The 21536-nt window shown below is 33.3% G+C and carries 24 protein-coding genes and 1 tRNA gene; 13 read left to right on the top strand and 12 right to left on the bottom strand.

What is annotated here, in order from left to right; genetic code table 11:
* Nucleotides 1-5 precede the first annotated feature (5 nt).
* The 4 genes from ACFQ0I_RS13455 to ACFQ0I_RS13440 all read left to right on the top strand — a co-directional run bounded on the left by ACFQ0I_RS13455 (nucleotide 6) and on the right by ACFQ0I_RS13440 (nucleotide 2531).
* Nucleotides 6-407: a hypothetical protein gene (locus tag ACFQ0I_RS13455; protein WP_379943100.1), complete on the top strand. Its 402-nt coding sequence runs from the start codon at nucleotides 6-8 to the stop codon at nucleotides 405-407.
* Nucleotides 385-1167, top strand: a complete 783-nt coding sequence (locus ACFQ0I_RS13450) for an SDR family oxidoreductase (RefSeq protein WP_379943098.1) — start codon at nucleotides 385-387, stop codon at nucleotides 1165-1167. Before ACFQ0I_RS13455 ends, ACFQ0I_RS13450 begins: the two co-directional genes overlap by 23 nt.
* 168 nt (nucleotides 1168-1335) lie before the next feature.
* Nucleotides 1336-1860, top strand: a complete 525-nt coding sequence (locus tag ACFQ0I_RS13445) for a 3-hydroxyanthranilate 3,4-dioxygenase (protein WP_379943096.1) — start codon at nucleotides 1336-1338, stop codon at nucleotides 1858-1860.
* 29 nt (nucleotides 1861-1889) lie between these two features.
* Nucleotides 1890-2531 (top strand): O-methyltransferase, encoded by a 642-nt coding sequence (locus ACFQ0I_RS13440; protein ID WP_379943095.1) that lies wholly within the window; start codon nucleotides 1890-1892, stop codon nucleotides 2529-2531.
* Nucleotides 2532-2538: 7 nt separating this feature from the next.
* Here the strand turns inward: ACFQ0I_RS13440 and ACFQ0I_RS13435 are convergent, their stop codons facing one another.
* The 7 genes from ACFQ0I_RS13435 to ACFQ0I_RS13405 form a co-directional block, all read right to left on the bottom strand.
* On the bottom strand, nucleotides 2539-4809 hold the full coding sequence (locus ACFQ0I_RS13435; RefSeq protein WP_379943094.1) for an ATP-binding protein: 2271 nt from the start codon (nucleotides 4807-4809) through the stop codon (nucleotides 2539-2541).
* 158 nt (nucleotides 4810-4967) lie between these two features.
* Nucleotides 4968-5249 carry a Sec-independent protein translocase subunit TatA/TatB gene (locus ACFQ0I_RS13430; protein WP_379943288.1) on the bottom strand — a complete coding sequence of 94 codons (282 nt, stop codon included), beginning with the start codon at nucleotides 5247-5249 and terminating at the stop codon, nucleotides 4968-4970.
* Nucleotides 5250-5366: 117 nt separating this feature from the next.
* Nucleotides 5367-7655: a M1 family metallopeptidase gene (locus ACFQ0I_RS13425; protein WP_379943092.1), complete on the bottom strand. Its 2289-nt coding sequence runs from the start codon at nucleotides 7653-7655 to the stop codon at nucleotides 5367-5369.
* Nucleotides 7656-7763: 108 nt separating this feature from the next.
* Complete coding sequence (locus ACFQ0I_RS13420) at nucleotides 7764-8267, bottom strand: DUF6702 family protein (RefSeq protein WP_379943090.1); 504 nt, start codon at nucleotides 8265-8267, stop codon at nucleotides 7764-7766.
* A 61-nt stretch (nucleotides 8268-8328) separates the two neighbouring features.
* Nucleotides 8329-9189 (bottom strand): hypothetical protein, encoded by an 861-nt coding sequence (locus tag ACFQ0I_RS13415; RefSeq protein WP_379943089.1) that lies wholly within the window; start codon nucleotides 9187-9189, stop codon nucleotides 8329-8331.
* A gap of 32 nt (nucleotides 9190-9221) precedes the next feature.
* Nucleotides 9222-10028, bottom strand: a complete 807-nt coding sequence (locus ACFQ0I_RS13410) for a hypothetical protein (RefSeq protein WP_379943087.1) — start codon at nucleotides 10026-10028, stop codon at nucleotides 9222-9224.
* Nucleotides 10029-10143: 115 nt separating this feature from the next.
* A complete protein-coding gene (locus tag ACFQ0I_RS13405; RefSeq protein WP_379943085.1) occupies nucleotides 10144-10938 on the bottom strand; it encodes a hypothetical protein in 795 nt (264 codons plus the stop codon).
* A gap of 110 nt (nucleotides 10939-11048) precedes the next feature.
* Between ACFQ0I_RS13405 and pepE the strand changes: the two genes are divergently transcribed.
* The gene (pepE, locus tag ACFQ0I_RS13400; protein ID WP_379943083.1) at nucleotides 11049-11756 is read left to right on the top strand and encodes a dipeptidase PepE; all 708 of its coding nucleotides are present in this window, start codon (nucleotides 11049-11051) and stop codon (nucleotides 11754-11756) included.
* A 317-nt stretch (nucleotides 11757-12073) separates the two neighbouring features.
* Here the strand turns inward: pepE and ACFQ0I_RS13395 are convergent.
* Together ACFQ0I_RS13395 and ACFQ0I_RS13390 are read right to left on the bottom strand one after the other, a co-directional pair.
* Nucleotides 12074-12146 (bottom strand) — tRNA-Gly (locus ACFQ0I_RS13395).
* Between the two features lie 49 nt (nucleotides 12147-12195).
* Nucleotides 12196-12621 carry a GNAT family N-acetyltransferase gene (locus tag ACFQ0I_RS13390; protein WP_379943082.1) on the bottom strand — a complete coding sequence of 142 codons (426 nt, stop codon included), beginning with the start codon at nucleotides 12619-12621 and terminating at the stop codon, nucleotides 12196-12198.
* Between the two features lie 102 nt (nucleotides 12622-12723).
* On the opposite strand from ACFQ0I_RS13390, the gene ACFQ0I_RS13385 reads away from it, so the two are divergent.
* On the top strand, nucleotides 12724-13164 hold the full coding sequence (locus tag ACFQ0I_RS13385) for a GNAT family N-acetyltransferase (protein ID WP_379943080.1): 441 nt from the start codon (nucleotides 12724-12726) through the stop codon (nucleotides 13162-13164).
* Between the two features lie 86 nt (nucleotides 13165-13250).
* Here ACFQ0I_RS13385 and ACFQ0I_RS13380 read toward each other — a convergent pair whose 3' ends face one another.
* Entirely contained in the window at nucleotides 13251-13640 is a 390-nt protein-coding gene (locus ACFQ0I_RS13380) for an ankyrin repeat domain-containing protein (RefSeq protein WP_379943078.1), read from the bottom strand.
* Between the two features lie 239 nt (nucleotides 13641-13879).
* On the opposite strand from ACFQ0I_RS13380, the gene gpmI reads away from it, so the two are divergent.
* From gpmI to ACFQ0I_RS13355, 5 genes are all read left to right on the top strand, one after another.
* Complete coding sequence (gene gpmI / locus ACFQ0I_RS13375; RefSeq protein ID WP_379943077.1) at nucleotides 13880-15397, top strand: 2,3-bisphosphoglycerate-independent phosphoglycerate mutase; 1518 nt, start codon at nucleotides 13880-13882, stop codon at nucleotides 15395-15397.
* 54 nt (nucleotides 15398-15451) lie between these two features.
* Nucleotides 15452-15856: a BT0820 family HAD-type phosphatase gene (locus tag ACFQ0I_RS13370; RefSeq protein WP_379943075.1), complete on the top strand. Its 405-nt coding sequence runs from the start codon at nucleotides 15452-15454 to the stop codon at nucleotides 15854-15856.
* A 65-nt stretch (nucleotides 15857-15921) separates the two neighbouring features.
* Complete coding sequence (gene map, locus ACFQ0I_RS13365) at nucleotides 15922-16740, top strand: type I methionyl aminopeptidase (RefSeq protein WP_379943074.1); 819 nt, start codon at nucleotides 15922-15924, stop codon at nucleotides 16738-16740.
* 66 nt (nucleotides 16741-16806) lie between these two features.
* The gene (locus ACFQ0I_RS13360; RefSeq protein WP_379943072.1) at nucleotides 16807-17181 is read left to right on the top strand and encodes a GxxExxY protein; all 375 of its coding nucleotides are present in this window, start codon (nucleotides 16807-16809) and stop codon (nucleotides 17179-17181) included.
* Nucleotides 17182-17206: 25 nt separating this feature from the next.
* Nucleotides 17207-17974 (top strand): class I SAM-dependent methyltransferase, encoded by a 768-nt coding sequence (locus ACFQ0I_RS13355; RefSeq protein WP_379943071.1) that lies wholly within the window; start codon nucleotides 17207-17209, stop codon nucleotides 17972-17974.
* A 97-nt stretch (nucleotides 17975-18071) separates the two neighbouring features.
* Here ACFQ0I_RS13355 and ACFQ0I_RS13350 read toward each other — a convergent pair whose 3' ends face one another.
* Both ACFQ0I_RS13350 and ACFQ0I_RS13345 read right to left on the bottom strand, forming a co-directional pair.
* Nucleotides 18072-19043: an FAD:protein FMN transferase gene (locus ACFQ0I_RS13350; RefSeq protein WP_379943069.1), complete on the bottom strand. Its 972-nt coding sequence runs from the start codon at nucleotides 19041-19043 to the stop codon at nucleotides 18072-18074.
* Between the two features lie 5 nt (nucleotides 19044-19048).
* On the bottom strand, nucleotides 19049-19426 hold the full coding sequence (locus ACFQ0I_RS13345) for a Na(+)-translocating NADH-quinone reductase subunit F (protein ID WP_379943067.1): 378 nt from the start codon (nucleotides 19424-19426) through the stop codon (nucleotides 19049-19051).
* A gap of 100 nt (nucleotides 19427-19526) precedes the next feature.
* Here ACFQ0I_RS13345 and ACFQ0I_RS13340 point away from each other — a divergent pair, with 100 nt between their 5' ends.
* Both ACFQ0I_RS13340 and ACFQ0I_RS13335 read left to right on the top strand, forming a co-directional pair.
* Nucleotides 19527-20966, top strand: coding sequence for an SLC13 family permease (locus tag ACFQ0I_RS13340; RefSeq protein ID WP_379943065.1), 1440 nt, complete (start codon nucleotides 19527-19529; stop codon nucleotides 20964-20966).
* Between the two features lie 59 nt (nucleotides 20967-21025).
* Nucleotides 21026-21481, top strand: coding sequence for a Na(+)-translocating NADH-quinone reductase subunit F (locus tag ACFQ0I_RS13335; protein WP_379943063.1), 456 nt, complete (start codon nucleotides 21026-21028; stop codon nucleotides 21479-21481).
* Nucleotides 21482-21536 lie beyond the last annotated feature (55 nt).

Raw genomic sequence — 21536 nt, 5'->3', positions numbered from 1 at the left:
TATAGATGAAACTATTCGCTACTTGCCTAAAATGCAAACATGAACTTAGTTTTAATTCAGATCATAAGACTAGAGTTGAATTTGTAATGCATGAGGGAAAAATAAAAGTCATAGAATGTTACAATTGTCACCACAAAAATTTATTTATCGTTAATGATTTGTATGCAAAAAAATCAAAATTAGCTTTTGTAATAGCTAGTATAATATTTCTGGTTGGAACACCTTTTTTAATATATTATATTCCGATATTTCTGCTTAAAAATGGCGGAATATATTCAAGTTTGATAATTGGCGGTTTTATGCTAATCCCAATTATAGTTTATTCAACAATTTTGAAAGAAGATAGAATAAGAGTCAATACATTTAATAGAGGATATTACCAATATGAACCTGAACTTAAAAAATAAAAACGCCTTAGTTTGCGGAAGCACACAAGGCATTGGAAAAGCAACAGCAATCGCACTTGCAAATGAAGGCGCTAATGTCACTTTAGTAGCCAGAAATAGAGATAAATTAAAACAAGTTCTGGCCGAATTACCAAATAATGAAAAACATAGTTTCATAGTTGCCGACTTTACAAACCCCAGAGATTTACAAGAAAAAATAATTAAGTTTATTGATGAAAATCATGGGTTTCATATCCTAATTAACAATACTGGAGGCCCAAGAAGTGGTGCCATTCTTTCTGCAAGTTTAGATGAATTCGACAATGCGTTTACCATGCATTTAAAATGCAATCATATTTTGGCACAAGCCACTGTTCCCTTCATGAAAACAGAAGGTTTTGGGAGAATTATAAATATTATTTCAACCTCCGTAAAAGAACCAATTCCTGGTCTTGGCGTAAGCAACACTATTAGAGGCGCTGTGGGTAATTGGAGCAAAACTCTATCGGTTGAACTGGGTGCTTTTGGCATTACGGTAAACAATGTATTACCGGGATTTACCGATACCGAACGTTTAGCTGAAATTATTAAAATTAAGGCTTCTATTGAAGGAACAAGCATAGAAGAAATGACAGAAATAATGAAAAACTACTCACCCGCACAACGTTTTGCCCAACCAGAAGAAACTGCAAATGTGGTTACTTTTTTAGCAAGTGAAGCAGCAAGTTATGTAAATGGTATTAATGTACCTGTTGATGGTGGTAGAACAAAGAGTTTGTAAAAGCCGCTCCCTAACCCTCTTCAAAGGATAGGAATATATCAAAAAAATAAAATATTTTTACTTGTTTTTTATTAGTAATTTTAAGATTAATTAAACTCTGTTCAACAAAAACTCACCATACCCTGTTTGAGTTTCTCCCTTTGGGGAGATTAAGAGGGGCTATAGTATATGAGCAAATTAGTTTCGCCTTTAAATTTCAAAACCTGGATTGAAGAAAACAGACATCTTTTAAAACCACCTGTTGGTAATAAATGTGTTTGGGAAGATGGAGAATATATTGTGATGGTGGTTGGCGGACCAAACAATAGAAAGGACTACCATTATAATGAAACACCAGAGTTTTTCTATCAGGTTGAAGGCAATATGATTTTAAAAATAATGGATGGAAAAACGCCAGTTGATGTGCCTATCAATGAGGGTGATATCTATTTATTACCTGCAAAAGTACCACACTCGCCACAGCGAGGCGCCAATACGGTTGGATTAGTGATTGAGTATCCCCGGTCTAAAAAAATGAAGGATGCACTGCAATGGTATTGCGAAAAATGCAACCATTTACTTTATAGAAAAAAATTCAAATTAAAGGATATTGAAACCGATATGCCTAAAATTTTTGAAAAGTTTTACACTAATGAAAGCCGACGCACTTGCAGAAAATGTGGTACAATTATGGAGCCGCCAAAAAAATTATAACAAATATTTAAAACCAGAATAGTACCTCTATGAATTTTTTACCCGATGCACTTGATGATTATGTTGTAGCACACTCTGAAGACGAACCATTACTATTACAGCAACTTACACGAGAAACCTACCAAAAAATATTGCAACCCATTATGCTTAGTGGTCCTTACCAAGGACGTATTTTAAGTATGATTTCTAAATTAGTGAATCCGAAAAGCATTTTAGAAATCGGGACTTTTACGGGGTACGCAACACTTTGTTTAGCTGAAGGATTACAAAAAGATGGCGAAATACATACCATTGATGTTAATGAAGAGTTGGTAGATTTTCAGCGTAAATATTTTGACAAATCTGAGTATGGATCACAAATATTTCAGCATCTGGGAAGTGCGATTGATATTATTCCCGCACTGAATAAAACATTCGATTTAATATTTATTGATGCCGACAAACCGAACTACGTTAACTACTTTCATTTAATTATAGATAAACTTAACCCTGGTGGAATTATATTATCTGATAACGTCCTGTGGCACGGAAAAGTAATTGAACCGTTGCAACCCGATGACACGTCGACTAAAGCTATTTTAGATTATAACAATCTCCTTAAAAATGATGACAGAATTGAAACTGTAATATTACCTATAAGAGATGGTTTGACGATAAGTCGAAAATCTTAGAGTCGAATTACGATACTTTAACCATAGTACTTACACGCTTGCTCTTAGCAATACTCGCTTGGATATGAGCATTTATTACTTGGAAAAACTCGCAATTATCAAAAGGTTTTGTAATAATACCATTATAACCAATAGTACCAAAATTCCTTTTAACCTCTTCTATATCGGCAGCTGTTAAGGCTATGATTGGAATGTCAGAATTTTCTTTTCGAATTTCTTGAGTGGCTTGGTTGCCATCCATTACGGGCATATTAATATCCATTAATATTAAATCGTATGTATTACTTTTAAACGCCTTAACACATTCCAGTCCGTTTTCAACAACATCACATATAAAATTCTCCTTCTTCAATAAATTTTTAGTTACAATTTGGTTTATTTTATTATCCTCGGCAATAAGTATTTTATACCCTTGATTTAATGAAACTATTTTCCCTTTTTTACTTGGTTTAGTGTCTTGTAAGACATTTTTATCGATTTGGAAAGTAACATTAAAACTAAATACAGATCCTTTACCTAAATCGCTAGACAATTCAATTTTACTATTAAACAGCTCTACTATTTTCTTTACAATTGAAAGCCCTAAACCGGTACCTTGATAGTTAGCATTTTTGTTTTCATCTAATTGTGTGAAATTTTCAAAAATGGTTTTATGCATATTTTTAGGTATGCCCGATCCATTATCTTCTATTTCAAAACGGATATCTGCATCATCAGTTCGTAGATTATTTAAAATAACTCGCAACCAAATTTTACCGTTATTAGTAAATTTGATGCTATTACCAATTAAATTGATTAAGACTTGTGATAGTCGAACGTTATCACACATGATGACTTCTGGAACACTATCATCAATTAATACATGAATTTCATTATTACTTTCTTGTAATCGGTATTCAAAAGATCCGATGATACTACCTACCATTTCCCTTAAATTAACCGAAACATTCTTTAATTCAACTTTTTCTGATTCCATTTTACCCATTTGTAAAATATCATTCACCAGATTTAAAAGATAATCTCCCGAATATTTTAAAGATTTCAACAATTTCTGATCTTCTTCATTCAAACTATTCTTTTCGAGCATTAACGATGTTAACCCTACCACGCCATAAAGCGGTGTACGTAATTCGTGCGTTACATTCGAAATAAAATCTGTTTTCAGTTTCGAAGATTTTTCAGCTTCATTTTTTGCAATCTGTAATAACCTGTTTCGCTCTTGTAAAATAAAACTTAAGCGTCTTTTTGAACGGTAATTTTTAACCAGAATGAAAATTAAAATCAGTAAAATAAATGCGGCTACACTTATATATACAACAACACTTTTAATTTCGTTCGATTTATTTTGAACGAGCCAAAGTTCCTTGTTGGCTGTTTGAGCAATATTTTTATACTGTAGCATGAAGAATTTAGAATTCGCATTTTGCTCCTCTTTTAATTTTTCGGCTTTTATAAGTTTTTCTCTATAATTATCATGATTTAATAAGGCCAAATAAGCGTCGTCTACTTTTCCTAAAGAAGCCAGTGCAACAGATTGTTCTTTATATATTTCTTTTAATAAGATACTTTTTCTAAGATCTTCAACATCATTTTTACTCTTATCTACATAGGCTAAAGCATCGCTAAATTTTCTGGTGGCAAGATTAAAAGATTTTAAATTAACATAATATAACCCATAGGCATAACTTAGAGAAGCCTTAGAAAACCAGTTGTTATCTAAATTCTTTTCGGCAGCTAATAAATTCATGTATGCTTCGTTAGGCTGATATACAGACATATAAATATGACTTAGCTTCATATGTATATCAAACAAAATACTTTGCCTCTTATCTATATTGTTTTCATCCCTAACATTGTTTTTTGACGCATAAGTTAATGCCTTTTTATAATAAGGTATCACAGCTTCCATAGGTTTAATAAGCTTGTAAATTTCACCCAAACTCAGGTAAGAACTCGCAATTAAATAGTTGTCTTCTACTTCTTTTGCACTCTTTAGCATTTTAGAATAGCATTCGGCAGCTTCATCAGGCATTCCCATGTACCTGTATAAGTTACCCAGCAAAAAATTTGCTTGAGCATTGCCGTAATCGTCATCAATAGATGCCGATAGCTCTACGTTTTTAAGAAGATAATTGAAAGATTGCGTGATATCATTACTTTTATAATGATTTGATGCAAGCGAATTAATACTGTCGATGTAGCTGATTACTTTTCTCTCATTTTGGCTAAATGATACAGTCAAGATAAAGAAAAAACTGATTGTTAGGTTAGTTTTCATCCTTCATTATTTAGATTTGGGATTACTAACGTAGACTAAAAATCTGACGATGCTAAAATAAAACGATAAAATCCTTAAAAAACTCGTTTAGTAAGACAATAATGCAAAAAAAAACGTTTAAAAACGTTATAATTCTGGTTATGTAGTAGTTAGAAGAATTATAATTTCCGTCTTACGGAGCCTGTAAAATCGTCGATATTGTCTTTAACTTTATCAATTTCTTTTTTAACATCTGTAACAATACTTGTGTCTATACCATTTTTTTCAGCAGACTTAGTAATTTCATGCTTAATGTCGTTGGTAGCGTCTTTAAGTACGCGCATACCTTTACCTAAACCTCTGGCCATTTCAGGAAGTTTATCGGCACCAAATACCATGAGTACAATAAATAGTATAAACGCTATTTCTGCACCACTAATAAATAAAAATGTAGTATATATTTTCACAACACAAATATAGTAAGTTGTTTGAATACAAATATAAAAACCGTCAAATTTTAAATAAATATCTAGAAAAATATAAGCCGATTTTTAAAATTCGGCTTAATATTCAGTTTATTAACCTCTTACTCTGTCTTTAAATTTTTCAAAGTCAGATTTCTCATTCTGTTTTGGCCAATGGTTGTTTGAAGTATCGATATCGGCAGTTTCTAAATCTGGATCTACTACAATACTTACAATTTCCTTATCAGAAGCAATAGCTTTACTCACTTCATTATCATTTAATCGCCAAATTTCGGCAGGATAGGTTTCTCGCTTCTTTGATCCGTCGGCATACGTGTACTCTACAATTATAGGCATCACCAAACCTCCAGGTTTATTAAAGGTAACATTGTAAAAGTATTTAGGCTCTTTAATTTTTAGACGCTCTTCGGCTGTAAAATTATCCATAAGATATTCATTTAAGCTTTTTGAAGCTTCTGAAGGTTTTACATGTTGCGGAGCGCCACTTGATGCTTCACTTCCCACTTCAACCAAATAAACCAAATCATCTGAACTTATTTTATAGCGTTGTACAATTCTTTTACCATAGTCATTAGGTTGTGACGACACAACGTATTGATTCACTTCTTTTACGCCTATATCAACCCAATCTGTTGTATAAAACCATCCTCTCCAGAACCAATCTAAATCGAAAGCAGACGCATCCTCCATAGTACGGAAAAAATCTTCGGGTGTTGGATGTTTAAACATCCAACGTTGTGCATATTCTTTAAAAGCATAATCAAACAGTTCGCGACCCATAACCGTTTCTCTTAAAATGTTTAAGGCGGTCGCTGGTTTTCCGTAGGCATTATCACCAAATTGATGCACATTAAGACCTTTGCTCATTATTGGAGATATAAAATCTTGGTTGCCTCCCATATATGGTATAATTTTTTGAGCTGGCCCTCTTCTTGAAGGGAATTTATCGTGACCAGGAGATAAAGCATTCGGGTACCACTCTGCAAAATCTTGTTCTGCAACATACTGTAAAAATGAATTTAAGCCCTCGTCCATCCAGGTCCATTGACGCTCATCACTATTTACAATCATTGGGAAAAAGTTATGACCCACTTCATGAATAATAACACCCATCATACCATACTTAACATTATCGCTATAAGTCCCGTCTGGATTTGGTCTTCCATAATTATAACAAATCATTGGATATTCCATTCCCATTGGTGCATGTACCGAAATAGCTTTATGATAAGGATAATCAAATGTCATTCGTGAATACGACTTTAGTGTACTGGCTACAGTTTTAGTAGACCAATCTTCCCAAAGCGGATTACCTTCTTTAGGATACATAGAAACAGCCATAACGTCTCTGTCTCCTATTTTTACCGCCATCATATCCCAAATAAGTTTTCTTGAAGTTGCGAAACCGAAATCGCGCACATTTTTTGCAGATAATTTCCAGGTTTTTTTATTTTTACTTTTTCCTTTTTCAGCAATTTCTGCTTCGGCTTGTGTTACAATTTTAACGGGTTCTGTGTATGATTTTTTTGCTTTCTCATAACGATCCATCATTACTTTTGAGAATACTTCCTTTCTGTTTATTAATTCTCCAGTGCCATCTAAAATATGGTCGGCAGGAACGGTGATGTTAACATCGAAATTTCCGAATGGTAGGGCAAATTCGTCACGCCCCCAAAACTGAGAGTTTTGCCATCCTTCAACATCATTATAAACGGCCATTCGTGGATAAAACTGCGCCATCACATAAATACGGTTGTCGGTATCAGGGAAATATTCATATCCAGAACGCCCATCTTCTTTTACATGATCATTGATATTGTACCACCATTTAATTGCAAACGAAAATTGTTCACCGGTTCGCAGCGGTGTAGGCAATTCAACACGCATCATGGTACTATTAATCATGTACACTAAATTAGCACCTTTGGTATCTTTTACTTCTAAAATATTGAAACCGCGTTCTAAAGGTTCAGACATATGCGATTTTACAAATTGCGAAATTGAGGTTGCTGGTCTAAAGCTGCTTTCTTCAATTAAAGGCGATTTGGAGTCTTTTGCCCGCATATTTTGATCTAACTGCACCCATAGATATTTTAAAACATCGGGAGAATTATTAGTATAGGTAATAATTTCGCTACCGGTTAATCGTGCATTAACATCATCTATTTCAATATCCATTTTGTAATCTGCCTGTTGCTGGTAATATGCAGGTCCCGGAGCACCAGAAGCCGTTCTGAACATATTAGGCGTTGCTAATAAATCATACATTTGTCTGAATTTATTAGTGTTTGTATGTCCTGTTTTTGGGCTTACTTGTTCTTGGGCATAAACTCCTCCAGAAATTAGCAGAATACTGAAGTAGTACAAAATAGATTTTTTCATCAATTCCTTTAAATTAAATTCATGTTTTTGTCCTTTTCTTAAATAATTATTTAATCATTTAGTCAAAAACGGTCAAAAATAATAAAATTATATATCTATTATGGTGTTTTAATTAAAATTTAACAGGGCAATTTTATTGCTTCGGTCAAGCAAAAAACTCTTTTGATTTGAATATATTTTAGTTTTTACAATATTTTGTTGCTCATCATACAAATCGAACAAAACTTGATTGCTAATTTCTATAGACTCAATTTTTTTTACCTCTTCTATTTCTAAATAACATTTAACAATATCGGCATCGTATTCTTTCCCAACAAAAGTTAAACGAGCGGCTTTATTATTAATTTTAATTTTTAATTTTTCTGTTAAATAGGTTTTTATGTACTCGTCGGTGGTACTTTCCTCATTTTTTGGTGATAGCGTTATAGCGTCATCGTAGCGTTCTTTTAATAAATTTTCTAAATCGTCAACAAAAATTCTGGATATAATTTGAACAGATTGTTCACTAGGCACATAATTTATTTGCGTAACACTAACATAGTACTTATGTACAGCAGTAAACGCGAGAAGTGGTAGTACTAAAATTAAAAAAAGTTGTTTTAAGTGCTGCATTCCTAATTTTTTACTAATGTAATTATTTTATTACTCTAGCGTCAAACATCATTCCAAAAAATTAATCAATATTAATGTTTCTATTTTCCATGTACTCTCTATATTTCTTTCTCAGAAAAATTAATATGTTAAAATCTGTCTGACCTTTACAGTATTTAATAAAATTTTCATCATCGGAACAAAAAAACCAAAAATCCATTTTTAAATCTTCAGCTAAGGGGTTTGAAATAAAAAAATCTTTAGCTAATCGGCCTTTTATACTAAGCATTAAGGCTTCGTTTTCTTCAAGTTTTACCTGAGTTTTTAATTGCTTTGTACGTCCTGAAATTCCGTTTAAAATTGGGTTTAAAGGAATTGTTCCAGTTAAAGGTGAATACCATTTTAGTTTTTGCCCATTAGAACCTGTAGTTGCTTCATTCATTCTTCGCTCACTTTGGGTAGCAATTTTCCCCGTATATCCTGGAATACCAACATCAAAAAAATTAATGGGTGGATCTCCTTCAATATTTTGAACATCTAAATGTAAATTTCCAGTCAAAATTTTACCAACCGTTACCTCGTCCAATTCATTAATGTGTTCCTCTAATGTAACTGCCAACGACTTAAACAATAATATATTTTTATCTACAACGACCCTTTTCGTCTTATGCTGAATAGAAGTAAATATTATTGTATCACTTAAATTTGCACCAATTATAAACTCACCTTTACTATTTGTAACTGTGAAGATTTGTGCTGTTTTGTTAATTACATGAATATTTTCAACATCGATATTACTTTTAACTATTCCTGTGATTTCGACGGATTGTGAAAAACTTGTTCGACAATTTAGAAATACAAAAAGAATAAAAAGTTTAACATAAACGAAAATAATATGTTTCACATATACATTTGAGCTTTTCCATTTAAATGTTTTTGCCAAAGTAACTGTTTTGTTTTAATTGTTACAAAAAATTAATCAGTACTAAGGTTGCGATTTTCGATGTACTCTCTATATTTCTTTCTAAGAAAAATTAATATGTTAAAATCTGTTTGACCTTTACAGTATTTAATAAAATTTTCATCATCGGAACAAAAAAACCAAAAATCCATTTTTAAATCTTCAGCTAAGGGGTTTGAAATAAAAAAATCTTTCGCTAATCGGCCTTTTATACTAAGCATTAATTCTTCTCTAGACTCTAAATCTACTCTGTTTCTTAACATTTTAGTTCTACCAGTTATGGCATTTATTAAAGCCGTTGCGGAAACTGAACCTCCAAATCCGCCTAACGAACCTCCAGATTTCGGATTAAAACTGGAAGCTTCACTTAACCGTCTTTCGCTTTGGGTTGCTGGTTTTCCGGTATATCCTGGGATGCCAACATCGAAAAAATTTATGGGCGCATCACCTTCCACATTTTTTATATCGGAAAGTAAATTTCCGGTAAGTACTTTACCTACTATTACTTCGTCTAATTCGGTTATCTGCTCTTCTAAAACAACGCGTATCGCTTTAAACAAAATCATATTCTTATCGACAACAATGGATTTTGATATTTGTTGAATTGACGAAAACACAATAACATCGTTTAAGCTAGCCGAAATCTCAAATTCTCCTTTACTATTTGTAATTGTAAAAACTTGTGCTGTTTTATTAATAACGTGAATATTTTCTACATCGACAGCGCTGTCTACTTTACCTTTAATATTAACTGATTGCGAAAAATTTATTTGGAAACACAGAAGCGTAAAAATAAAAATAATTGGTTGTAATTTTAACATAAAAAATGATTGGCGGCATAAAGAACGCACATGATTTCTTAAATAAAATTAAAATCACTTCTAAACTTTTGTTAAAGTAGTAAGGCTTATTTAAAACAGTTATGGTTAGCTACTTTTACTTCTTTAAAAACTCTAAACTTTTGTTGTGTAACAATTCTAAAAACTCCAATTCCCTACCATAATTAAGTAATGAAAAATCGAAATTTTCACTTTCAACAAATCGTATAAACTCTTCAACTCTATGCTTTGGAATAGCAAAATTATCAGATAAAAATTCCGACCCAAAATAGTATTTTATAGATTCTACAGGAACTTCTGTAACACCAGAATCTTTTTTGTTTTTTGCTTCCGATCGAAATAAAGGAAGTAATAACTGATCTACTACATTCACAATATTTAAGCCATTTATCATATGTTGCCTTTGAGAATTCATGCTAAGATTGCTTACGCCCGATTTATTATCGTCTGTAAAATCATAATCATCACTACGTGAAATACCAAAATACAACGCATCTAATTTCGGATTGAATGGCTTTGTTGCTTTTATATCTTTTACCAAATTGCCGGATAATTTATTCGAATTAACAATAACCTCATCAAGTTTATTAATTTCTTCAATTAAAAAAACTTTCATGGATTTAGACTGAATAATGGCTTCGTTAACCTGAAAACTAATGTTTTGAAATTGTAATGCGCTCACTTCAATCAAATCATTTAAAGCCACCATTAAAACAAACTCGCCATTATCGTCTGTAACAGCCACCCCATTCGACGATTTATTAAACACCGTAATCCCAGAAATATCGCTACTTTCAACAATAACTTTTCCATTAACTTGAATCCGCTTTAAGTCTTGCGAAAATGCCTGAAAGCCAATAAACACCGTAATTAAGAATAAAATGTTTTTCATAGTCTCTTTTTACTTAAAAATAAGTCATAAAAACTAAATTTTGTAACAAAACATATAAAATTTTTGTTAAAACCTACATTTGGCTAACTTTACTTCATAAAATAAACTTGATGAAAAACGTAATAATTGCCAGCACCTCTACCGTACACGGAAGTGATTATTTAGATTATATTTTAGATGAATTAACCGAATTCTTTAAAAACACAACTACTATTTTATTTATTCCTTATGCAAGACCAAGCGGCATTTCTCATAATAATTACACCCAGAAAGTGTCTGAAGCGTTTGCTAAAATTAACAAAACAGTAAAAGGAATTCATGAATTTGAAAACCCTGGAGAAGCGGTAAAACAAGCCGAAGCTATTTTTGTTGGTGGTGGCAACACCTTTGTTTTAACCTACCAACTTTACAAAAACAATTTAATAGAAGTATTACAAACAGCCATAAAAAATGGCACGCCGTATTTGGGAACCAGCGCCGGAAGTAACATTTGCGGACTCACCATTAAAACCACCAACGACATGCCTATTGTTTACCCACCAAGCTTTAATGCCTTGGCGGTTGTGCCATTTAATATAAATCCGCATTATTTAGACCCCGATACCGGTAGCAAGCATATGGGCGAAACCAGAGAAACCAGAATAAAAGAGTTTCATAGTTTTAATACACCTCCCGTTGTTGGTTTGCGCGAAGGAAGTTGGCTGCAAGTTACTGGCAATTCTATTATTTTAAAAGGACCATTAAGCGCACGTATTTTTGAGCACAATAAACCTCCTTACGAAGTTAAAACAGGCACCGAACTTAATAGTTTAAAATAAATTTAGGGCGTGCCCTTTATCCTTCACTAAGTTCCGGCTAAAGGTCGGGCTATACGCTACAAGTCCGCGCGCCCCCGAAGCCTCGGGGTCACTGTGGGCTTTTCGCTTCTATCCCTCACGCAACCATCAGCTAAGTTTTGTACTATCCAAAAACAGCAGGGTTTTCAGCAAAAAAAAGCCCCATATTTCTATGAAGCTTTTAGAGCGGGAGACCGGGTTCCCTTCGACTCCGCTCAGGATAAACTTCTCACCCTAACAAGTTATTAATCACAATCTGTATATAAATAAAAAAGCCCCATATTTCTATGAAGCTTTTGAGCGGGAGACCGGGTTCGAACCGGCGACATTCAGCTTGGAAGGCTGACGCTCTACCAACTGAGCTACTCCCGCAATTCTTCCGCAAATATATAAAAACAGTTCTTTAATTAACAAGAAAAAATCACAGCTTTTTAAAAAAATGATACCCCAATATTTTAAAGCCTTCATTATAATAAAATTTATGAGAATCAAAATTGCTCACATAGGTATTTAACTCTATTGATTCATAGCCTTTTGCCTTCACATAATTGTAAATCCATTTAAAATACGCCTTCCCTAGTCCTTGTCCTCGGTAGCTATCATCAATATAAACATGATCTACCTCTACGCTTTTACCAGAATAATGCCGTGTACAATACCACAACCCGCAAACACCAATTAAAGTATCCTTATCATAAACGCCTGTACATTCGTAATTTTGAGTAAACATTTCAGAAAAACGTTGTTTTAAAACCTCATAATCAACAGACCCGTTATTTAATTTTATAACTAACGGCAGTATGTCGTCTAATTTTTCTTGTGTTATTATTTTAAAAGTAAATGACATTTTTTTTGTGCGAAGTTAAATAATTTCAAGCAGCACAATTTATTAAAAAATATTTTTATTAAGTTTGATTTACAACGTGCCATAACCTAAAACTACTTAAAATTGGATTACCTTATTAAAAAAATTTCAGCATTAGAAACCTATACCGTAAGACATCCCGTTTTACGAGAAGGCAAACCTATAGAATCTTGTTTATTTGATGGCGATACATTAAACACTACTTTTCATTTAGGACTATTCGATGAGGGTAATCTAGTAGGCGTATGTTCCTTTTTAAAGAGTAAACATGCATTGTTAAAAGAGGAATCTCAATATCAGCTTCGTGGAATGGCTATTTTAAAAGAAAAGCAACATCTAGGATTGGGTAAATTAATTTTAAGTCACGGAGAAAACCTATTAAAACAACAAAACACACAAATTATATGGTGCAATGCCCGAGAAAAAGCCGTTGGATTTTATAAAAAAACCGGATATCAAATAATTGGACTCCCTTTTGATATTAAGAATATTGGGCAGCATTTTATTATGTACAAAGCATTATAAACTAATCTGATTAAAAAAGAAGAAGTCCTGAAATTCAGGACTTCTTTACTTTAATTAACTAATTCAAATTAAAAACTAACTTCTAATTATTTTTCAGACAAGGCTTTTTCCAGAATGGCGTAAGCTTCTTTTGCGCCATGCAATTCGGCATACTTAATAGCTGTCATGTTTTTATCAGATTTTGCATTTAAATCGGCTCCTTTTTCAATAAGCAGTTTTAAAATTTCAGTTCTGTTGTACTTGGCAGCATACATTAATGGCGTCATGCCATACGATTTTTGATTCACATCTTCACCTAAAGAAAGCAACTTCTTTACGGTTTCAATATCGCCTTTGGCAATTGAGATACAAAAGGAATTAACCTTTAATGTAGGCACCATTTTTAAATGGTCTGTGTTGAGACTAATTGTGTTTGCATGTACTGTGGCCATAGAGAAACATAATGCCACTGCAGAAATAATGATTGATTTTTTCATGATTAATGATTTTTGATTAATGAAATTGATATACCATAAAGACGACAATCGATTAATTCTGTTACATTTAAAATCAATTATAACAGAATTTTAACGTTTAACTCACTTTTACTCAAGAGAATCCAATCATTTTAATTTTCTTTTAAAAATCAATATCTACGAAGGATTTTCAATTAAAAAGCACTCGGTATTTTATCAAACTTCAGTATCTTTGAACTCTTTTTAAAATATTAAAACCAATGAACAAAAAAGTTATCCTAATGATACTCGATGGGTGGGGGAATTCTCCAGACCCAAAAGTTTCCGCAATCGATCATGCCAATACGCCATTTATAGATTCTTTATATAAAAAATACCCATACGCCACGTTAAGAACAGATGGTTTACATGTTGGTTTACCTGAAGGACAAATGGGAAATAGCGAGGTAGGACATATGAATTTGGGAGCAGGTCGTATTGTTTATCAAGATTTAGTGAAAGTAAATTTAGCAGTAAAAAATAAAACGCTTAATACCGAAAAAGTATTGGTTGACGCGTTTAACTATGCCAAAACCAACAATAAAGACGTTCACTTTTTAGGATTATTGAGCGATGGTGGTGTGCATTCTCACATAACACATTTATTAGGTTTAATAGATGCAGCTAACGATTTTGGTTTAAAAAACACCTATGTACACGCCTTTACAGACGGACGAGATGTAGACCCAAAAGCAGGCTTCGGGTTTTTAACCACTTTAGAAAGTCATATAAAAAACACCCCAACCAAATTAGCTACCGTTACTGGTCGCTATTATGCTATGGATAGAGATAAACGTTGGGAACGCGTAAAATTAGCGTACGATGGTATGGTGAATAGTATTGGTGAAAAATCGACCAATATTACGAAAACCATGCAAAAAAATTACGATAACGACATTACCGATGAGTTTATTAAACCAATTATTATGGTTGATAATGTTGGGAATCCTGTCGCTAAAATAAAAGAGGACGATGTTGTGATCTTCTTTAATTTTAGAACAGACCGTGGACGCGAATTAACAGAAGCCTTATCGCAAACCGATTTTCATGAGCAAAACATGCACAAATTGAATTTGCATTATGTAACACTTACCAATTACGACGACACTTATAAAAACGTAAATGTTATCTTTAATAAAGACAACCTAAGCGAAACTTTAGGTGAAGTTTTAGAAAAGAACAATAAAAAACAAATTAGAATAGCCGAAACAGAGAAATATCCGCACGTTACATTTTTCTTTTCTGGCGGACGCGAAGAACCTTTTAAAGGCGAAACTCGAATTCTAAGAAATTCTCCAAAAGTAGCTACCTATGATTTAAAACCTGAAATGAGTGCCTTCGAATTACGCGATGCATTAATTCCAGAATTACAAAAAGGAGAGGTTGATTTTGTGTGTTTAAATTTTGCTAATGGCGATATGGTTGGACATACTGGCGTCATGGAAGCAGCCATAAAAGCTTGCGAAGCTGTTGATGCCTGCGTAAAAGATGTGGTAACAACCGCATTAGAAAACGGTTATACCACACTGCTAATTGCAGACCATGGTAATTGCGAAACTATGATAAACCCTGATGGTTCTCCAAATACAGCACATACCACAAATCCGGTACCTGTAATCTTAATAGATAATGAATTAAAAACCATTAAAGACGGTATTTTAGGAGATATGGCGCCAACTATTTTAAAATTAATGGGCGTTGAACAACCTAAAGCAATGACGCAACATCCTTTAGTCTAGATAGTTAAAAATAAATTATTGTATTTTTGTGTTAAAACAAAGCCCCAAATTTGAATGAAATTTAACGAAAACCTAATAATTGCTGTCGATTTCGATGGAACCATTGTGGAAGATGCCTATCCAAAAATAGGTAAACCCATGATTTTTGCTTTCGAAACTTTAAAAAAGCTTCAAGAAGAAGGACATCGTTTAATTTTATGGACCTACAGAAGTGGGGACAGATTACAAGAAGCGGTAAAATTTTGTGAAGAAAATGGCATCTATTTTTACGCCGTCAATAAAAGTTTTCCTGAAGAAGACTTTAGCGAAAGTATCAGTCGAAAAATTCATGCCGATCTCTTTATTGACGATAGAAATGTTGGTGGTTTTTATGGATGGGGAGAAATTTACCAATTAATAACAAACACAAATCCACCGGTAATAGAACAAAAAAAGAGCTTTTTCGATTTTTTTAAATAAATGGTAAACCTATAAAGCGATTTTTAATAGAGCGTTTTAAGTATCATTACCTATATTTTTTATACATGATTATTATAAAGACCAGAGAAGAAATAGAATTAATGCGTGAAAGTGCCTTAATTGTATCTAAAACATTAGGCGAAGTTGCAAAAGCAATTAAACCAGGAGTAACCACGCTACAACTCGATAAAATTGCCGAAACATGCATTAGAGACCACGGTGCGATTCCTGGATTTTTAGGATTGTATGATTTTCCTAATACCCTTTGCATGAGTCCGAATACCCAAGTTGTACACGGTATTCCGAACAATACACCGTTGGTGGAAGGTGATATCATCTCCATCGATTGTGGTGCACTTAAAAATGGCTTTTATGGTGATCATGCCTATACATTTCCTGTTGGTGAAATCGCTCCGGAAACCGAAAAATTACTTCAAGTTACAAAGGAGTCGTTATACGTTGGTATTCGCGAATTTAAAATAAACAATCGCGTTGGCGATGTTGGGTATGCGATTCAAAAATATTGCGAAGACCATGGCTATGGCGTAGTGAGAGAATTAGTCGGCCATGGCTTAGGTAAAAAAATGCATGAAGACCCAGAAATGCCAAATTACGGTAAACGCGGACGTGGTAAAAAATTTATGGAAGGTATGGTAGTAGCCATCGAACCTATGATAAATATGGGAACACATCGCATTAAACAACATAAAGATGGATGGACCATAACCACTTTAGATGATAAACCTTCAGCACATTTTGAACACGATGTAGCTATTGTAGATGGTAAGCCCGAATTGCTTTCAACATTTGCATATATTTACGAAGCGCTTGGCATTATCTCTGACGAAGAGGATGAATTCCGCCAAAAAGCATTAGTGCTTTAAATTTTTGGACACCGATTTCACGGATTGGCACAAATTAGAATTATATAAAAATTATTACAAAAAATTGTGAGTCAACTAATTTACAAGGAAGACACCTATAAAATAATTGGATTATGCATGAATGTCCATAGTGAATTAGGGAAAGGATTTAGCGAAGTAATTTATGGGGATGCGCTTGAAATTGAATTAATTGATAATAATATTAACTATTCTAGAGAATCTAAATTTAATATAGCTTATAAAGGCAATTTACTCCCGCATAAATACATAGCTGATTTTATAATTGACAACAAAATTATTTTAGAAATCAAAGCAATAAGTACTCTTACAGATTCGCACATTAAACAAACTCTAAATTATTTAGCAGTTTCAAAATTAAAAATCGGATTACTTATTAACTTTGGAGAAGATAGTCTAAAATACAAAAGAGTAATTTTATAAATTTTAGTGAAAATCTGTGAAATCCGTGTCAAAGAAAATATTCAAATTCTTATTAAATCTTGTCCCAAGACCTTTATTAATTAGGTTAAGTTATCTAGTTCGCCCTATTTTAGTTTTAATACTTAAAGGAAACACATTTACCGACCCGATTGATGGTAAAAGTTTTAAGTCCTTTTTACCTTACGGATACGGCAAACAACGAAACAACGTATTATCGCCATCTACATTGAGCTTAGAACGCCACAGATTATTATGGCTGTATTTAAAAAATGAAACTAATTTCTTTTCAGCTCCAATAAAAATACTTCATTTCGCACCAGAACAGGCTTTTTACAAACGATTTAAGAAATTGAAAAATCTTAACTATGTAACCACAGATTTAAATTCGCCATTGGCCGATGTGAAGGCAGATATTTGTAATTTACCCTTCAATGACAATGAATTTGATATGATTTTATGCAACCATGTGTTAGAACATATACCCGACGATACTAAGGCGATGCATGAACTCTATCGTGTCATGAAAGTTGGTGGCATGGGAATTTTTCAAATTCCACAAGATTTAAATCGGGAGTTTACTTTTGAAGACAATACCATAACCGATAAAAATGAGCGCGCCAAACTATTTGGGCAATACGACCATGTGCGTGTGTATGGGCGTGATTTTTTCGACAAGTTAAGAAGTATTGGTTTTAAAGTTGAGGAGGTTGATTATACTGCAACGCTTGCAGCAGACGAAATAACAACATATTGTTTAGCCAAAGGAGAAATTATTCCTGTGGTTTATAAATAAAAAAAGCTGAGTTAACCGATGGTTCCCTCAACTTTTTAATTGATTAATAGCATTTATGTGACACATCTTTTTTTAAACGGTCACATTTAAATCTATATTACTTCGGAAAATTATTTAACGATAAAGTCTCCAATTCCTTTTTATCATTTTCAAAAATAAAAAATACTTTCAATTCTGGGTGCGATTTTAAAAAAGCTGTTACTTTTTCAATCCCCATCGCTTTAAACGCAGTAGCATAGGCATCGGCAGTCATACAATCTTTGGCTATCACAGAAACACTTAACACATTCGTTTTGCTAGGATACCCTGTTTTGGTATCAATTATATGAGCATATCGGTTACCAAGACTATCCACCTTAAACTTTCTATACGTACCTGAGGTTGCCATAGCTTCATCATTCACTTCGACAGCTTCTAAGATAGCTTGTTGCTCATCAAAATTAGGTGTTTCTATACCAACTTTCCATGGAGTTCCCTTTTCAACATTCTTGCCTTTAGCTCTAATTTCACCACCAATTTCAACTAAATAATTTTTAACATTTCTGCTTTCTAAAAACTCGCCAATAACATCAACACCATACCCTTTTGCTATGGCGTTAAAATCTAAAAATGTCCCTGCTGGCTTCGTAATTTTAGTATCCAAAAGAGTTACCTTGTTTAATCCCACAGACACCATTAAACTATCAATTTTTAAACTATCGATGTTCGCAATTTTACCTTCCGGACCAAAATCCCAGGCATTCACTACAGCTCCAATAGTGGGATCGAAAGCGCCGTCTGTTTCCTTATAAATTACTTGTGAAGCCTGAAAAACATTTACAAAATGAGTATCTACATCAACACTTTCATTTCTATTTAGTTTAGAAATATCAGAATTTACATGATAGGTAGACATCGACTTATTGATGACATAAAACAAACTGTCAAATTGCTTTTCGAAATTCTCTTCAGAATTATAAATAACGTGATAACTTGTACCAAAAACCGAACCCTCAAGCTTCGTGTTCTTTACCTCTTTTTTACAAGAAACAACAAGTAATAATATGATTAAAAATGACACTTGTTTCATTATAGTTAATTCAAATTTGTTTCTAGCACCTGTATGCCGTTATACTCTAATAAATAATCCTGATTTAAATAAATGGGCTCTTTTTCTCCAGTAATATTACCTATTCCAACACCCGCATAAAGCACTTTAGCATCTTTTTCTCTGGCGTGTTTTTTGAAAGTTTCCATCCAAATCACATCGTAATTATTAGGATTATCGGGTAAAATAACGGCTCTTACAATTACAAAATAATATTGCTTGTTTTTATCGATGCAAACAAATTGTGGATGTTTTTTTAGTTTACTGTTAATCGCTATAAACTCGAAACCACGTTGTTCTAAATCTTTCCCAACATGGTTCATTGCTAAATTGTGCAATTCCTGCTCTGTAAGTGCTTTGCTCATAGCACAAAAATAATATTATTTATTTACTCATGCTAAAATTAAAAAATGTTTACCTTTCAATGCAGTTCTTAATGAAATAAATTATTCAGAAAATTAAATTATGGGCACATACGCGACCTCCAAAATAATCGGACTGTTTTTAGGTCCCATTTTATTTATCATTGTTCAACTTTTACCCTTTGATATTATTTCAACAAACGCCGACACCGTAATTGCTACGGCGTTATGGATGGTTTGCTGGTGGATTACCGAAGCGGTGTCTATTTCTGTTACAGCACTACTGCCATTATTATTATTTCCCATTTTTAAAGTAATGCCCATGGATGCTGTGGGAGCGAATTATGGAAGTCCGATTGTATTTTTGTTTTTTGGTGGTTTTGTTTTAGCGCTGGCACTGGAGAAAGTAAACCTGCATCGCAGAATTGCACTAAATATTATTAAAAAAACAGGCACGACACCCAACAAAGTTATTTTAGGATTTATGATTGCCACTGCTTTTTTAAGCATGTGGATTAGTAACACCGCCTGTGCTGTTTTTATGCTCCCCATTGCTTTATCGGTAATACATTTACTAATTAATGATGCCGATGGCTTTACTAAAAACGATCAGAATTTTGCAATTAGTGTTATGTTGGGAATTGCATTTTCGGCCAATGCTGGGGGTATTGCAACCGTTATTGGCACACCACCCAATTCTATTTTAATCGGACTCCTTGAAAACCAATATCAAATTGAAATCTCCTTTTTTAAATGGATGCTCATTGGCTTACCGTTTTCTATTGTTTTAATCGCTATTATATATTTCGTAATGGTAAAATGGATGTTTCCGAATAATGGCTTAAAATTTAATGCGTCGAAAGATATTATTGATGCCGAGATTTTAAAACTAGGCAACATGACTCCCAAAGAAAAACGGGTGTTAACCATATTTGGAATCACGGTTTTTCTGTGGATATTTAGAAGTGTTATTAATTCCATTATACCAAATTTGGATTTGTCTGACACCATGATTAGTATTTTTGGTGCTTTAGCACTTTTTACCATTCCCTTTAATTTAAAAACAGGTGATTTTATATTGCAATGGAATGACACTCACAAATTAGCCTGGGGTATATTAATTCTATTTGGTGGTGGCTTAGCATTGGCAAACGGCATGTCTGAAAGTGGTATTGTAGATATAATTGCCACAAGTATTTCAAACAGCAAAGTGAGTGTTCTAATTATGGCATCTTTATTAATCGTTTTAATGCTGTTTATGACGGAGTTAATGAGTAATGTTGCTCTTACGGCTGTTTTGGCCCCTGTAGTGGCAGGAATCGCTATCGGATTAAACATTCCCATTCTTTATCTACTCATTCCTGTAACCATAGCCAGTAGTTGCGCCTTTATGCTTCCTATGGCAACCCCTCCAAATGCCATTGTTTTTGCCAGCGGGTATATAAAGGTTAGTGAAATGGCGCGTGTAGGTATCATCTTAAATTTGATATCCGTAATCTTATTGATTTTAATGTTTAAATTCATCATTCCTCTAGTGTTTTAAAAGGCCCCTTTAGGAAATAACATGATTTTTTATTAATTTAGAATCAAAATCACGATGTTTTGAATACTTCTAACAGGCTTGAATTGGCTATAAAAAAGCTTTATAATGCATTTCATAATAATGAATTGCATCCGGAGTGTTGTATGCAATGTGCTGTTGGAAATATTCTAGACAACAAAGACAGTTGGAAACATTTATCTGACCATCATGGTGCTTTAGAATTGAATTATCTAGGTAGCGTACATCAAAATCTGGGGCGAAAATTTAATGGTTACACGCCATTAGAATTATTGCAAATTGAAGCTACTTTTTTAAAAGCCTGTGGTTACCAACTTCCATTACATTACAAAAACAAAAAGCCGAAGCATCCAACGGATAAAGATGTTTTGTTTAACGGACTTTCAGCCGTTATTACTTATTTATGCGAATTGGACGGAGTATCGAATGTGATGGATTACACGAAACTCTTTGAGGTAAGCAATGAAAAACCGCGATATACATTAGACGAAATGTGACGTCCTGAAATAGTGATACAGAATTAATAATTTAAAGGTAGTGATTTTATGTCAC

The sequence above is a fragment of the Mariniflexile aquimaris genome, from assembly GCF_042676825.1.
GTDB classification, from domain to species: Bacteria; Bacteroidota; Bacteroidia; order Flavobacteriales; family Flavobacteriaceae; genus Mariniflexile; species Mariniflexile aquimaris.
Note: the sequence above shows the minus strand (reverse complement) of the source record. Positions and strands in the feature narration are given on the sequence as shown.

Bases quoted from the DNA above. Each gene is read 5' to 3' on its own strand.
- ACFQ0I_RS13410 (WP_379943087.1), bottom strand. From the start codon at position 10,028: ATGTTAAAATTACAACCAATTATTTTTATTTTTACGCTTCTGTGTTTC.
- gpmI (WP_379943077.1), top strand. From the start codon at position 13,880: ATGAACAAAAAAGTTATCCTAATGATACTCGATGGGTGGGGGAATTCT.
- map (WP_379943074.1), top strand. From the start codon at position 15,922: ATGATTATTATAAAGACCAGAGAAGAAATAGAATTAATGCGTGAAAGT.
- ACFQ0I_RS13345 (WP_379943067.1), bottom strand. From the start codon at position 19,426: ATGAGCAAAGCACTTACAGAGCAGGAATTGCACAATTTAGCAATGAAC.
- ACFQ0I_RS13450 (WP_379943098.1), top strand. From the start codon at position 385: ATGAACCTGAACTTAAAAAATAAAAACGCCTTAGTTTGCGGAAGCACA.
- ACFQ0I_RS13455 (WP_379943100.1), top strand. From the start codon at position 6: ATGAAACTATTCGCTACTTGCCTAAAATGCAAACATGAACTTAGTTTT.
- ACFQ0I_RS13350 (WP_379943069.1), bottom strand. From the start codon at position 19,043: ATGAAACAAGTGTCATTTTTAATCATATTATTACTTGTTGTTTCTTGT.
- ACFQ0I_RS13440 (WP_379943095.1), top strand. From the start codon at position 1,890: ATGAATTTTTTACCCGATGCACTTGATGATTATGTTGTAGCACACTCT.
- ACFQ0I_RS13370 (WP_379943075.1), top strand. From the start codon at position 15,452: ATGAAATTTAACGAAAACCTAATAATTGCTGTCGATTTCGATGGAACC.
- ACFQ0I_RS13390 (WP_379943082.1), bottom strand. From the start codon at position 12,621: ATGTCATTTACTTTTAAAATAATAACACAAGAAAAATTAGACGACATA.
- ACFQ0I_RS13445 (WP_379943096.1), top strand. From the start codon at position 1,336: ATGAGCAAATTAGTTTCGCCTTTAAATTTCAAAACCTGGATTGAAGAA.
- pepE (WP_379943083.1), top strand. From the start codon at position 11,049: ATGAAAAACGTAATAATTGCCAGCACCTCTACCGTACACGGAAGTGAT.
- ACFQ0I_RS13380 (WP_379943078.1), bottom strand. From the start codon at position 13,640: ATGAAAAAATCAATCATTATTTCTGCAGTGGCATTATGTTTCTCTATG.
- ACFQ0I_RS13340 (WP_379943065.1), top strand. From the start codon at position 19,527: ATGGGCACATACGCGACCTCCAAAATAATCGGACTGTTTTTAGGTCCC.
- ACFQ0I_RS13425 (WP_379943092.1), bottom strand. From the start codon at position 7,655: ATGAAAAAATCTATTTTGTACTACTTCAGTATTCTGCTAATTTCTGGA.
- ACFQ0I_RS13435 (WP_379943094.1), bottom strand. From the start codon at position 4,809: ATGAAAACTAACCTAACAATCAGTTTTTTCTTTATCTTGACTGTATCA.
- ACFQ0I_RS13405 (WP_379943085.1), bottom strand. From the start codon at position 10,938: ATGAAAAACATTTTATTCTTAATTACGGTGTTTATTGGCTTTCAGGCA.
- ACFQ0I_RS13420 (WP_379943090.1), bottom strand. From the start codon at position 8,267: ATGCAGCACTTAAAACAACTTTTTTTAATTTTAGTACTACCACTTCTC.